This window comes from Williamsia herbipolensis, assembly GCF_036153515.1.
GTDB classification, from domain to species: Bacteria; Actinomycetota; Actinomycetes; order Mycobacteriales; family Mycobacteriaceae; genus Williamsia_A; species Williamsia_A herbipolensis.
Genome location: NZ_CP108021.1, coordinates 4162286 through 4176226 on the forward strand (window position 1 = coordinate 4162286; position 13941 = coordinate 4176226).

At 70.0% G+C, this 13941-nt stretch carries 12 protein-coding genes; 11 read left to right on the top strand and 1 reads right to left on the bottom strand.

Annotation, left to right across the window (positions count from 1 at the left end):
• Window positions 1-41 precede the first annotated feature (41 nt).
• The 3 genes from OG579_RS19370 (at window position 42) to OG579_RS19380 (ending at window position 2868) form a co-directional block, all read left to right on the top strand.
• Window positions 42-1184 carry an MBL fold metallo-hydrolase gene (locus OG579_RS19370; protein ID WP_328857270.1) on the top strand — a complete coding sequence of 381 codons (1143 nt, stop codon included), beginning with the start codon at window positions 42-44 and terminating at the stop codon, window positions 1182-1184.
• A gap of 146 nt (window positions 1185-1330) precedes the next feature.
• Window positions 1331-1510, top strand: coding sequence for an antitoxin (locus tag OG579_RS19375; RefSeq protein ID WP_045820880.1), 180 nt, complete (start codon window positions 1331-1333; stop codon window positions 1508-1510).
• Between the two features lie 110 nt (window positions 1511-1620).
• Entirely contained in the window at window positions 1621-2868 is a 1248-nt protein-coding gene (locus tag OG579_RS19380; RefSeq protein WP_328857271.1) for a lipase family protein, read from the top strand.
• 245 nt (window positions 2869-3113) lie between these two features.
• On the opposite strand, the gene OG579_RS19385 is transcribed toward OG579_RS19380, so the two are convergent.
• The gene (locus OG579_RS19385; protein WP_328859302.1) at window positions 3114-3995 is read right to left on the bottom strand and encodes a LysR family transcriptional regulator; all 882 of its coding nucleotides are present in this window, start codon (window positions 3993-3995) and stop codon (window positions 3114-3116) included.
• Between the two features lie 102 nt (window positions 3996-4097).
• Here OG579_RS19385 and OG579_RS19390 point away from each other — a divergent pair, with 102 nt between their 5' ends.
• The 8 genes from OG579_RS19390 (at window position 4098) to OG579_RS19425 (ending at window position 13887) form a co-directional block, all read left to right on the top strand.
• A complete protein-coding gene (locus OG579_RS19390) occupies window positions 4098-5288 on the top strand; it encodes a CaiB/BaiF CoA transferase family protein (protein ID WP_328857272.1) in 1191 nt (396 codons plus the stop codon).
• Between the two features lie 37 nt (window positions 5289-5325).
• Entirely contained in the window at window positions 5326-6498 is a 1173-nt protein-coding gene (locus tag OG579_RS19395; protein WP_328857273.1) for an acyl-CoA dehydrogenase family protein, read from the top strand.
• A 10-nt stretch (window positions 6499-6508) separates the two neighbouring features.
• The gene (locus OG579_RS19400; protein ID WP_328857274.1) at window positions 6509-7699 is read left to right on the top strand and encodes an acyl-CoA dehydrogenase family protein; all 1191 of its coding nucleotides are present in this window, start codon (window positions 6509-6511) and stop codon (window positions 7697-7699) included.
• A 12-nt stretch (window positions 7700-7711) separates the two neighbouring features.
• Window positions 7712-8638, top strand: a complete 927-nt coding sequence (locus OG579_RS19405) for a hypothetical protein (protein WP_328857275.1) — start codon at window positions 7712-7714, stop codon at window positions 8636-8638.
• Complete coding sequence (locus OG579_RS19410; RefSeq protein WP_328857276.1) at window positions 8635-9525, top strand: 3-hydroxyacyl-CoA dehydrogenase NAD-binding domain-containing protein; 891 nt, start codon at window positions 8635-8637, stop codon at window positions 9523-9525. Before OG579_RS19405 ends, OG579_RS19410 begins: the two co-directional genes overlap by 4 nt.
• A gap of 75 nt (window positions 9526-9600) precedes the next feature.
• A complete protein-coding gene (locus tag OG579_RS19415; RefSeq protein WP_328857277.1) occupies window positions 9601-10041 on the top strand; it encodes a type II toxin-antitoxin system Rv0910 family toxin in 441 nt (146 codons plus the stop codon).
• A 156-nt stretch (window positions 10042-10197) separates the two neighbouring features.
• Window positions 10198-11859, top strand: a complete 1662-nt coding sequence (locus tag OG579_RS19420) for a substrate-binding domain-containing protein (RefSeq protein WP_328857278.1) — start codon at window positions 10198-10200, stop codon at window positions 11857-11859.
• A 108-nt stretch (window positions 11860-11967) separates the two neighbouring features.
• Window positions 11968-13887: an AMP-binding protein gene (locus OG579_RS19425; protein WP_328857279.1), complete on the top strand. Its 1920-nt coding sequence runs from the start codon at window positions 11968-11970 to the stop codon at window positions 13885-13887.
• Window positions 13888-13941 lie beyond the last annotated feature (54 nt).

The following is a 13941-nucleotide window of genomic DNA, read 5'->3' on the forward strand; positions in this document are numbered from 1 at the left end:
GGGTGCGCGTGTGTCGGTGCGCTCGCCGGTACGGTTGTCGCGTGATCCGCAAACTTGCCGCCACCGCGAGCGTCGGGGCCGTCGGGGCCTTCACCACCGGTCTCGCCGCCACCGGATCGGCGACCGGCCGGGCGTTCGGGGCATCGCCCGAGGCCATCGCACCGCACATCAGCGCCTCGCCGAACCAACACGACGGGTTCTTCGTCAACCGCGAACCGTCGATCGCCGTCGACGTCGACCGCACCGGCGCCGTCGACATGATCCGCGCGCGCCGCCGCGGCGACCCGGGATCGACGGTCCCCGTCCGCGATCCCGAGTTCGTCGCCCCCGGATTCGTCGGCACCGCCGCCGCCCTGGCCGTCACGTGGCTCGGTCACGCCACCGCGCTCGTCGAGATCGACGGCCGCCGCGTGCTCACCGACCCCGTGCTGTCCAAGCGCTGCTCCCCGTCGCAGTCCATCGGCCCCGCCCGCATGCACCGCGCGCCGTGCACGGCGTCGCAACTACCCGACCTCGACGTGGTGCTGATCAGCCACGACCACTACGACCACCTCGACATGGCCACCGTGGTGACCATCGCGCGCGAGCAACCCCGCGCGCACTTCGTGGCCCCGATCGGTGTCGGTGCACACCTCGAGTACTGGGGCATCGCCTCCGACCGCATCTCCGAGGCTGATTGGGGACAGCGCGTCAGCCACGGCGACCTCACCTTCGATTGCGTTCCCGCCCGGCACTTCTCGGGTCGCGGTGTCGTCCGCAACCTCACCCAGTGGGCCAGCTGGGGTGTGCGCGGACCGCAGCATTCGGCGTTCTTCACCGGCGACACCGGCTTCACCGAGGCCTATCGCGACGCCGGCGGACCCTACGAGCTGACGCTGGTCCCCATCGGCGCCTACGACCGCATGTGGCCCGACATCCACGTCGATCCCGAAGAGGGTGTCGCTCTCCACACGATGCTCGCCGGCGACTCCCTCGCCGACTCGCTGATGGTGCCGATCCACTGGGCGACGTTCAACCTCGGCCTGCACACCTGGGACGACCCCGTGCGCCGCATGCTCACCGCCGCCGAGAAGGCATCCGCGATCACCGCGACGCCCGCACCGGGAACCCGCATCGACGTCGTGACCCGCACCGGCGCGGGCATCGACCACCCCGACTGGTGGCACGGGGTCGCCCAGAACTAGCTTTGCGCCGCTCATGGGAACCGGCGCTGTCGGTGGTCCGGGAACCGACTGTGTTGACGGGTCCGGGAACCGGACATGACCGTCGATCGTTGGGTCGGCATGAGCGCCGCACGGCAGACGCGGCGCACCGACGAGAGGACGCACGCATGGACTTCAAGCAGCTGACGAACAAGGCCAAGACCCTGGTGAGCAAGAACTCCCAGTACATCGACAAGGGTGCCGACGCGATCGACAAGGCGACCAAGGGCAAGTACACCAGCCAGGTCGCCAAGGGACGTGACGCCGCCAAGGACGCCGCGAAGAAGCTCGGCGACCAGCCCAAGTAGGCGATCTACCCGGCAGGCGATCAATCCGAGTAGCGGTCATCCACACTCAGCGACGCGGGCAGTCGACGATCACTCGTCGGCTGCCCGTCGTCGTCTGTACGGTCCTCGCGGTGGTGCTGGCCGCGGCCGGGTGCAGCGCCGAGCAGACCCCGGACGCAAGTCCGTCGTCATCGCCGGCCGGTCCGGCGACGCCGTCCACCGACCTACCGACCGCCCCGTCCGCCGCCGAGCGCGGCGCGATCGTGGCGCGCTCGGCTATGGCGGTCGACCCGAGCGGACCTCTGGCCGACGTCGCGGTGACCCGCGTGGTCTACCGATCCAGCGCCGGCTACGCGCCGGGTGATCCCGACGGCACGTTCAGCACAGAGGTGTCGGGGATCGTCGCCGTCCCGTCCGGCACCCCGCCTCGCGGCGGATGGCCGATCGTCGCCTACGGCCACGGCACCACCGGGACCGCGTCGAACTGCGGACCGTCGGGGTACCCCGACCTGCTCGGTGGCGCCTCCACCATCGCCTCGCTGGTGAGCCGCGGTTACGTCGTCGCGGCGTCGGACTACCAGGGCCTCAGCGGTCCGGGCACCGCCGCCGACGCCCGCGTCACCAGCGTGCCGCACCCCTATCTCGACACCGACACCGTCGCCCGCAACATGATCGACATGGTGCGCGCCGCGCGCACGATCGTGCCGCAGGCAGGGACGCGGTGGGCATCGATGGGCGCATCCCAAGGCGGACAGGCGGCCTGGGCCGCGGGCGAGGCCGCCGCCACCGACTACGGATCGGGACTGCAGTTCGTGGGGGCCGCGGCGCTCGCACCCGCAGCAGATGTGTCGCCGATCGCCGACGGCTACGACGCACAGCCCTACGCGGCACCGACGTTCACCCAGATCCAGATCGCGTTCATCCCGCTGATCGTCGACGGACTGCGTGCGGTGTACCCCGACCTCCCCGTCGATGAGTACATGCGAGGCGGCCTCGCCGCGGGTGCGCAGGCGCTGACGTCATGCGGGTCCGGCAGTGCGTTCTCCAAGTACTCGGCCCTGACCGGCGTCAAGCCCGGTGACGCCGCGATCCGATCGGCGTCGGCTCTGCGTCAACTGCATTCGATGCTCGCCGCCGACGCGTTGCCGCAGCGCAGGTCGGCGGCGCCGCTGTTCGTCGGCTACGGCGACTCCGATCAGATCATCACCCCGAGCTGGACGGCCGGCGCGGTGGCGAGGGCGTGCGCGATGGGCGACACCATCGAGCGCACGGTCGCCGTCGGCAAGGGGCACACCAACACCGGGCTCACCCCGAGCGCGATCGACTGGATCGGTGACCGCTTCGCCGGTGACCCCGCCCCGAACACCTGCCCCCGCTGACCCACCCCACAACCTGCCAGTTGGGCACGTAACGACCGCAGTTGGGCACGTAACGACCGCAGTTGGGCACGTAACGACCGCAGTTGGGCACGTAACGACCGCAGTTGGGCAGAAAGCGACGTTGGTCGGGCACGTGATCCCGCCAATGGGGCACCGCGGTCGCCATGTGCCCAACCGCGGTCATCACGTGCCCAACTGCGAGCGCTATGTGCCCAACTGCGGGCGTTAGGTGCCCAACCGGCGGATCAGGATGGTGGGGTGGGGCGGGCGTCGGCGCGGCCGAGGGCGCGGACGACCGGTTGCAGACGGGTGTCGGCGGTGCGGCGGAGGAGGTAGGTGGTGAGCGAGTCGTCGATGTCGTCGATCGGCAGCACCGCGTAGTCGTCGGGGTCGAGTGATGCGACCGCCTCGGATTCGATCGGCACGATGGTGAAACCGGCTGTGCTCCGCAGGAACATCATCAGGCCGCTGGTGTCGCTGAACACCGCGTCGGTGTCGACGACCGCGCCGGCCGCGGCGAGTCGGTCGGCCCGTCCCTGACCGAGATCCCAGTGCCGCGGGCCCCGGATGTACCGCATCCCGCGAAGGTCGCTCAGCTGCAACGACGCCCGCCCGGGGAACCGCGACGCATCGATGACCGCGCCGAGCGGCTCGCTGTAGAGGACCAGGGTCGACAGGCGGTCGTCGGTGGTGCCGACGTGGGCGATCGCGAGGTCGATGGAGTTGCTGAGCAGCGCCGATTCCATCTGCAACGACGGCATCTGGCGGATGGCGAAGGAGAAAGTCGCCTCGAGGTCGCGGATCGACGCTGTCAGCGAGCGACGATGCGCGGGGTTGAGCACATCGGGGATCGCGAGACGCACCTCGACGCGGCCCGTGTCGGGCCCGACGAGTCCGGGGATGGCGTCGAAATCGGCGACCACCGACGACGCCAGCGGTACGAGGGCCTCGCCCGCCGCGGTGAGTTTCGTGTGGTGGGTGGAGCGTTCGAACAGCGGCGTGCCGAGTTCGTGTTCGAGGGTGCGGATGCGCTGACTCAACGGCGGCACCGACAAGTTCAGCGACCGGGCGGCGCGGGTGAAGTTGAGCTCGCGCGCGACGGCGAGGAAGTACCGCAGGTGATGCATCTCCACAGTGCACGAGCCTAGACCGGTGTTATCGCCGTGGACATACCGATCTGAGCCAGACGGTAATTCCCTTACCTTGGGCAACGACCTAGCGTGGATGACATGACCACCACAGACATGAACGCAGATCCGACATCCGGCCCCCTCGCAGGCGTCACCGTGGTCGACATCTCGACCGTGGTGATGGGCCCGTACGCGACACAGATCCTCGGCGACTTCGGCGCCGACGTGATCCGCATCGAGCCGCCGTTCGACACCGCGCGCCAATCGCCGGCCAACACCGGTCGCAGCCCCGGGATGGCGCCGCTGTACATGCAGGTCAACCGCAACAAGCGCAGCGTCGCGATCAACCTCAAGGACCCGAAGGGCATCGAGGACCTGTTCGCGATCCTCGCCGACGCCGACGTCCTGGTCACCAACATGCGCGCCGGTGCGCTGCAGCGCCTCGGTCTGGACTACGACGCCGTCCACGAGCGCTTCCCGCATCTCATCTACGCCCACGCGCAGGGTTTCGCGCCGACGTCGTCGCAGGGCAACCGTCCGGCGTACGACGAGGTGATCCAGGCCGTGTCCGGTCTGGTCAGCCTGCAGGATCGCGCCGGCGGCTCGCTGCAGTTCATGCCGACGTTCATCGCCGACAAGACCGCCGCGCTGTACCTGCTCAACGGTGTCCTCGCGGCGCTCTACCACCAGCTGCGCACCGGCGAGGGCCAGCACGTCGCGCTCGCGATGGCCGACGCCATGATCGCGGTGAACATGGTCGAGCACATGGCCGGCGACGTGTTCGTCCCCGCCGCGGGTGAGGTCGGCAACCCGCTGAGCCTCACCGGCGCCCACGCCGCGATGCGGACGAAGGACGGTGGCGCGATCGCCGCCGTGCCCTACACCAACGACGCCGTCCGCAAGCTCCTCGTCGGTGCCGGTCTCGACGCCGACGCCGACGACCCCGCGTGGGAGTCACCGACCATCGACCGTCCGGTGTTCACCGCGGGCATCGAGAAGGTGCTCGCACACTCGACGAACAAGACCACCGCGGAGTGGGAGGAGTACCTCACCGCCAACGACATGCCGTACGGACTGGTCGTCGACATCGCCGACCTGCCCGACGACCCGTATGTCCGCGAGGTCGGGCTCATCACCGAGATGGAGCACCCCACCGAGGGCACCATCCGCGTGGTCGCCAATCCGCTGCACTTCTCGCAGACACCGACCGGCTTCTACCGCCACGCCGAGCGCGCCGGCGCCAGCACCGACGAGGTGCTCGACGCGGTACGGACCCCGGCCACCGCCTGAGCTGCGCACCAGACACCGAACAAGCAAGGGAGACATCATGGACCTCGAACTCTCGACGGCCGACATCGCATTCCGGGACGATCTGCGCGAGGTGTTCCTCGGCGAGGTCCCCGCCGACATCCGTCGCCGCAGTGCCCTGAACCAGACCACGCACGACGACATCGTGACCAGCCAGCGCATCCTCAACCGGCACGGCCTCGCCGTCCCGCACTGGCCCGCGGCGTGGGGCGGAAAGGGCTGGACCGCAACGCAGTCGCACATCTACGGCTCGGAACTCCAGCGCGCCGCGGTGCCCCAGCCGCTCGCCTTCAACGTGTCGATGGTGGGGCCGATCATCGCCGAGTTCGGTACCGAGGAGCAGAAGCAGAAGTTCCTGCCCGCGACGGCCAACCTCGACATCTGGTGGTCGCAGGGGTTCTCCGAACCCGAGGCCGGTTCGGACCTCGCGTCGCTCAAGACCACCGCACGCCGCGACGGTGACCACTACGTCCTCAACGGTCAGAAGACCTGGACGACCCTCGGACAGCACGGCGACTGGATGTTCGTCCTCGCCCGCACCGACACCCACGCCGAGCGCAAACAGCAGGGCATCTCGTTCCTGCTGCTCGACCTGACCACGCCCGGCATCGAGCGCAGGCCGATCCGGCTCGTCGACGGCAGCGCCGAGGTCAACGAGTTCTTCTTCGACGACGTCGTGATCCCCGCCGAGAACCTGGTGGGGGAGGAGAACAAGGGCTGGACCTACGCCAAGTTCCTTCTCGGCAACGAGCGCAACAGCATCGCGCAGGTCGGCACCGCGCAGCGGATCTACGCCGATCTTGCCGCCGCGGCCGCCGGAACCGACACCGGTACCGGCACTCTCGCCACCGATCCGGCGTTCCGCGGTTCCATGCACTCGCTCAAGACACGGCTGATCGCCCTCGAGGCGACGCAGCTGCGGGTCACCGGAGCCTCGGAGAACGGGCAGGCCAGTCCGGTGTCGTCGCTGCTGAAGATGGAGGGCACGCAGGCCCTGCAGGACCTGACGCGGCTGCGCATGACCGCGGCCGGCGCCGACGGCGCCCTCGTGTCCGCCGACGGCGACCTGGTGGCCGATCCGGCCGCCTCCGCCGCCACGACCCAGTACCTCAACCTGCGCAAGCTCTCGATCTTCGGTGGCTCCAACGAGATCCAGCGCGGTGTCATCGCCAAGACCATCCTCGGACTGTAGGAGAGCAATCATGAATCTCGATCTCAACGACGACCAGCAACTGTTGTTCGACACCGTCGACTCGGCCGTCGGCCGCGACTACACGATGGGCGGCCGCGCGAACGCGACGACCTCCGATCTCGGGTGGAACGCCCGCACCTGGTCGACGCTGGCCGAACTCGGACTGACCGGGCTCACCGTCGACGAGGACCACGGCGGTGTCGGCGCTGGGCCGGTGGAGCTCTACGCGAGCCTGCAGGCCATCGGCCGCCATGCCGCGACCGAACCACTCCTCGACGGTGTCGCCCTGCCGGGCTGGATCATCAGCGCGCTGGGTGATCCGACCCAGCAGAAGGAGCTGCTCGGTGCACTCGCGGCCGGCGAGTCCGTCATCGCCGTCGCCCACGCAGAACCGGGCCGTGCCTGGGACGCCGCTCCAGCCACCACGGTCACCGTCGCCGACGACGGCACCGTCACCGTGTCCGGCGTGAAGGCCCCTGTCGCACACGCCGATCAGGCGTCGCACCTCCTCGTCACCGCGATCGACACCGACGGCCGGACACAGGTCGTCCTCGTCGAGTCCGATGTCGCCGGTATCACGCGCGCCGACGGTCGCACCGCCGACTGGTCGCACGCCTCCCAGGTGACGTTCACCGACGCCGTCGGTGTCCTCCTCGGTGACGGCACCGCCGACGCGGGTACCGCACTGCGCACCACCTTCGCGCAGGCACGTATCGCCGTCACCGGCGAGGCCATCGGTCTCATGGAGTCGGGTCTGCGTCTCACCGTCGAGTACCTGAAGAGCCGCAAGCAGTTCGGTGTGCCGCTGTCGACGTTCCAGGCGCTGGTCCACCGCGCCGCCGACCTCTACGCACAGGTCGAACTCGCGCGGTCGATGGCGCTGTACGCCACCGCCACCGCCGAGGCCGTCGCGAACGGTACCGCCGACACCGAGGTCCTCGCCTCCGCCGCCGACGACGCGTTCGTCTACGTGTGCGACGCGGCGACCGCGGTCGCCGAGGAGATCATCCAGCTCCACGGCGGTATCGGGATGACGTACGAGTCCGAGGTCGGCCACCACGCCGCACGCCTCGTCGGCATCACCGCGACACTGGGTGGCGTGGAGGCGGCGCGGCGTCGAGCCGTCACCGCCGACACCGTGCTCCGCGCACCGAGCGCGCTGCTCAACAACGCCGACGCCGCACTCGCCGCGACCGTCTGAAGGGACACCGACGTGTTCGATCACCTGCTCGTCCTCGACATCGCCGGCGGCGCGATCCGCCGCGTCGACCTCGATGGCACCGTGAGCACCCTCGTCGCCGAGACCGGTTCCGCGCCGGACGGGATCGTGTACGACCCCGCCTCCGACCGGATCTTCTGGACGCTGATGGGCAGGCCGAGCCGTGGTGACGACGGTCCCGATTTCAGTGCCCGCAACGGCGGTCTGCGATCGGCCCGGCTCGACGGCTCGGATGCCGCGACCGTCCTCACCGACGGGACCATCACCACCGGGAAGCAACTCGACCTCGCCGACGGTCACCTCTACTGGGGTGACCGCGAGGGCGGCCGGGTCACGCGCGCGGCCGTCGACGGCAGCGAGGTCGCCGATCTGGTGATCCGCCCGCGCGACCCCGAGACCGGTCTCGTCGACATCGCCGACCAGTGCGTCGGTGTGGCCGTCGACGTCGCGTCACGTCACCTGTACTGGACGCAGAAGGGTCCGGCGAAAGGCGATGCGGGACGGATCTTCCGGGCCGGACTCGACCTCCCCGCGGGTGAGACCGCGGAGAACCGCACCGACATCGAGACGGTCTGGGCGGATCTGCCCGAACCGATCGACCTCTGGTTCGACGCCGCCTCGTCGTCGCTGTACTGGACCGACCGGGGCGCCGCACCCCGTGGCAACACCCTCAACTGCGCGCCGGTACCCGCCGTCGGCGACACCGGACGCACGCCGACGATCCTGGCCGACGGGTTCGGCGAGGCAATCGGCCTCGCGATCGACGCCGACGCCGACGTCGCCTACGTGACCGCCCTCGACGGCACCGTGCGCGCGGTGCCCACCCATCCCGACGCACCCGCCGAGCGCGTTGTCGCCGAGGTTGCCGGCAGTGCGTTCACCGGAATCGTCGGCATCCCTGCACGAACGGAGCAGTCATGAGCCACACACCCACCCTCGCCATCGTCGGTGCGGGGGTCATCGGGATCTCCTGGGCGCGACTCGCCCGCGAGCACGGATGGACCGTCACCATCACCGACCCCCGCCCGGATCTGCGCGACATCGTGACCGCCGCGTTCGGCGACGATCCCGCCGTGGTCGCCACCGACGATCTCGCCGCCGCGGTGCGCTCCGCGGACCTCGTCCAGGAGAACGGCCCCGAACGCCTCCCGGTCAAGCAGCAGCTGTTCGCCGAGATCGGGGCGGCCGCGCCGGCGGATGCCGTTCTGGCGACCTCGAGTTCGTCGATCACCGCCTCGGAGATCGCCGTCGATCTCGAGCCCGGGGTCGCGGCGCGGTTGCTGGTCGGCCATCCCTTCAACCCACCGGAACTGATGCCGCTGGTCGAGGTGCTGCCCGGGTCGCGAACCGCCGCGGAGACCACCGAGACCGCCGTCGGGCTCTACCGTGCGCTCGACCGCGAACCGGTCGTGATCACCACCGAACTCCCGGGTTTCGTCGCGAACCGCCTGCAGGCGGCGATCTCCCGCGAGGCGCGCTACCTCGTGCAGGAGGGTGTCGTATCGCCCGGCGACCTCGACACCATCCTGCGCAACTCCCTCGGACTGCGGTGGGCCACCATCGGGCTGTTCGAGGGCAACGTCCTCGGAGGCGGACCCGGCGGCATCGCCCACCTGCTCGCCGGCGTCGGCGCCCAGACCGGCGGCATCGAACCCGGGGTGCCCGCCACCGATCCGGAATCGATGCGACGCCTCGTCGAGGCCGTCGAGGACACCTACGGTTCCGGCGCGCAGGTCTACGAGACACTCGCCCGACGCCGTGACCGCCGCACCCGCGCGGTGCTCGCGGCGCTCGCCGACACCGAGTGACCGCGCGCAGGAGTCGACGGCCGACCATCGATCCCGCCACCCACAGATGGCAACGAACCGTTTATCGTGTGCGGCATGGCTTCTGTGAGCGAGAGCGTCGAGGTTCCCCTGAGTCCCGACGACGCCTGGACCAATGTCTCCGATCTCTCCCGGTATGAGGAGTGGCTGACCATCCACGACGGCTGGCGCAGCGACGTACCGACCCGTGACCAGCTGGCGAAGGGGCTGAAGATCGCCTCGGTGGTCGCGGTCAAGGGCACCCGCGTCCGCTTCGAGTGGACGGTCGACAAGTTCGATCCGCCGAACATCGTCGCTCTCAAGGGCAACGGCAAGGGCGGCGTGAAGGTGAAGCTGAGCCTGACGTCGGTGAAGTCCGGCGACGGTTCCAAGGTCACCATCGACCTCGACCTCGGCGGCCTGCCCATGATGGGCCCCGCAGGCAAGGCCGCCGCGAAGCTGGTCACCTCCGACCTCCGCGAGTCCCTCGCGAAGTTCCAGAAGGTCTTCGCCGAGTAACCGCGCGTCGGCCCACGACCGCCGATCGCCCGGTTCGACCGTTTCGCCGGGGATCGGCGTATCCGGGCCGCTCGCCTGGGCTATCATCCTCGTCGACATCGCTGCCATCGGTGCTGGTCACCGCTCTACGAGTGCAGCGCGACGGACGGGGAACCCATGGGGCGCCATCACGCCGCCGACGCGTCGACGCCTGCGGCGCGGCGCGGCACCGACGACCGACCGACCCGTGGACTGCTCATCGCGTCCGCGGTCGTCGTCATCGCGCTCGTGGCCGGTGGCGTGGTGTGGGCGACCGTCGGCGGCTCGTCGGGTCCCGAGTGCGACTCCCGCACGGGTATTACCATCGCCGCCGACCCCTCGATGACCACGGTGTTGAAATCCGTGGCGCCGCAGGCGTCGGAGAATTCGTGCTTCGACTACACGGTGTCGGCCGTCGTCGGGACCGGCATCGCCGGCGAACTGACCCGCGGTGAGGGCGCTCCGGACCTGTGGGTCGCCGATTCGACCGGCCGCGCCACCACCGTCACCCGAGGGGTGAACGTCCCCACCGACATCGTGGTGCCGTCGGTGGCGAGCACCCCGGCCGTCGTCGTCGGGTCGTCGCTGCCCGAGCTCGCCGACTGGGTGTCGGTGATGAAGCTGCCCGACCTCCGCATCGGCAGCCCGCTGGACTCCAGCACCGGCAACGCGCCCATCGTCGGAGCGTTGGCCTCGGTCGAGAAGGGCACGCTGAGCAGCAAAGACCTCACCGACGCGATGACGCTGCTCGCCATCCAGCAGGGCAATGTCCGCGCCGCCGACGACTCCGAGGAGTCACGTCTCGCCCTCGCCGAGTCCTCGGGCATCCCGGTCGTCACCACCGAGCAGCAGTTCCTCTCCCACGCCGCCTCCACACCGACCACGAAGCTCACCGAGAAGGTGCCCTCGGTGGGGACGACGTTCCTCGACCACCCGATGCTCGTCACCGCCGCCGCCGATCGTCGGGACGCGGCGCGGGAGGCCGGACAACGGTTCGCGCGCGAGTTGTCGAGTGCCGCAGGCGCACAGGCGCTCACCGCACAGCACTACCGACTGCCCACCCGCGCACCGCTGGCCGGGGCGGGTGTCGGCGACGTCGCGCAGATCGTGCTGCGCGACCCGTCCCAGCAGACGAAGACCCTGCGGCAGTGGTCGGTGGTGGCCGAACCGATCCGCACGCTGGTCGCGATGGACGTCTCGGGGAGCATGGAGGAGCGGGTCGGCTCGTCGACCCGCGCGGAACTCCTCGTGCAGGCCGCCCTCACCGGGAACAAGCTGTTCCCCAACAACACCGCGATCGGGATGTGGTACTTCTCGGTCGACAAGGGCGGACCGGGACAGGACTGGATCGAGATCGCCCCCATCGAACGCGAGGACCACGTCCGGCCCGACGGTCGCACCCAGCGCGAGTTCCTCAACAGTCAGGCGAAGGACTACCAGCGCTACGTCGGCGGCGGCACCGGCCTCTACGACACGACCCTCGCGGCCTACAAGAAGGTCCTCGACACCTACGATCCGAACTACTCCAACAGCATCATCGTGCTCACCGACGGCCGCAACGAGGATCCCGGCAGCCTCGGCCTGTCGGAGCTGTTGTCGCAGATCAAGGCGCTGCAGGACCCTGCTCGACCCATCGACATCGTCACCATCGGCATCTCCGCCGACGCCGACACCTCCGCCCTGAAGCAGATCGCCGATCTCGCCCCCGCGGGCACCAGTTATCAGGCGAAGGACCCCACCGAGATCCCGTCGGTGTTGGTCGACGCCGTTGCGGCGCGGGTCACCGCGGCCGGTCGCTGACCGGCGACCAATCCGGCGCCCAGCGCTCTCCGAACCACATCGCGTAACAGGTTCCCCGTCCGCTGCGACGTACGGGTGACCGAACGGTGTGCGACGAGGAGGGCGGGCATGGCGAACTCTGTCGACACGTTTCCCCGCCGCCCGCAGCCGACGTCGATCGCTGTCGACCTGCGCGGAACCGTCGACCACGACGCACTCGACGACGCCATCGCCACGCACGCCCCGCTCCATGCGGCGGCCGGTGTCGACTCGGTTCTCGTCGAGTCGGTGTCCCGCGACCACACCGTCGTCTTCCTGACCCATCGCCACGCGGATCCGCTGGGCCCGATGCCGGCGATCGCGGCCGCCTACGCCGCCACCCGGACGGCGGTGCCCCTGACGGATGCGGCCGCCACCGACAGCCTCGGCACCGACGTGGTCCCCACCTCCCATCTCCCGGCCGACACGGCCGGCGGGATCCTCTCGGCGACGATGTCGGATGCGCTCCGTATGCGAGCGCTCCGCGACGACGTCGATCTCGCCGATGTGATCGCGGCCGCCTCCATCGAGTCCGGCCTGTCCGCGGAGGTGCAGGAACTCACCGGCGTCGGTCCGGTGTCGTTCGGCGACCTGTGCGGAGAGGTCACCGTGCTGCGCCGGGACAGCCCCCGTGGCGACGTGCCGCTGGTGCGGGTCTACCGCGCCCTCGGCGACCGCCTGCGCATCGACCTCGTGGGCGTGACCGATCCGCACCGCCGCCTCGATCGTCTTCTCGCCGCGCTCTCGTCGCCTGCCGCGACCCCGGTCCCACGGCTGTGGAACGACACCGACGAACTGACGGTGCCCGCGACCGTGGTCGACCTCGTGGACGTCGCATTGGCGCGCGACCCCGACGCCGTCGCGATCGAGTTCGCCGACGGCGCCGATCCGATCACCTACGGCGAGTTGGACAGTCGCGTCAACCAGGTCGCGCGCACGCTCATCGCGAACGGCGTCGGCACCGACGTCGTCGTCGGTGTGATGTGTGTCGACCCGGTGTGGGCGACCGTCGCGACCCTCGCGGTGTTCCGGGCCGGCGGTGGCGTGCTGCCGCTGCCGGTGCACGGTTCGCCCGAGACGGTGTCCGGTCTCGTGGCGGCCGCGGACCCGGCGTGTGTGGTGACCGACCGCGTGCTGTCCGACACCGACATCGACCCCGATGCGGTGATGGGGGAGTTCGTCCGTCACGCCGACGTGCCGAACATCCTCGCCGCGACCGACGCCGCGACCGATGCCGCTGAGACCCCGGAGTCGTTGGTGCGCAGCGGGTTCGACGTGATCCCGCCGTGGGTGTCGGTGGTCTCGCTCGATCCGCAGGAATTGGCCGAGTACTCCGACGACCCGATCTGCCCCCAGGAGTTGCTCGGACCCGCGCGCCTGGGGTCGACGGCCATGCTGGGCTGGCTCGCTCCGGCACCGACCACTCCGATGATCATCTCGCAGCGGTCGTTTGCCGCTCGGTTGCAGTGGATCGCCTCCATCGCCGACAGCGACAGCGACTCCCCGATCGTGGGTCGCGATCTCCCCGAAACGGATTCGATGGATTCCGATTGGATGATCTCGGTGCTGGCCCGGATCGCGGTGACCGCACCGCTGCGCACCGGCGCCTCGGTGCGTCGTCGCGTGACGTCCCCGTCCGCCTCGGCGCGTCGGCGGTCCTCGATCGCCCATCGCCTTGCCGGCCTCGGAGGGGGGAGCGAGGTGATCGGCGCCATCCCGGCGTGGAACACCGAGACCTATGTGCTCGACTCCCGGCTGCAGGCGCTGCCACCGGGCGTGGTCGGCGACCTCTACATCGGCGGCATCCATCTGCCGCGCGGTCATGCGGGGTGCTCGGCCTCGACGTCGTCACGGTTCGTCGCCAATCCGTTCCGGCCCGGCGAGCGGATGTTGGCCACCGACATCCTCGTACGGCGCAACGCCGACGGTTCGCTGGTCGCGGTCGAGTCGGAGACGCTCGCCGCGCCGGCCGCACAGCGTCGGTTCGGTCGTATCGGCCGCCGCGCCTGACTTCTCGGTACTCCGACCCCGCGATCACGAACGGCGGTGGACCGGTGCGGGTGC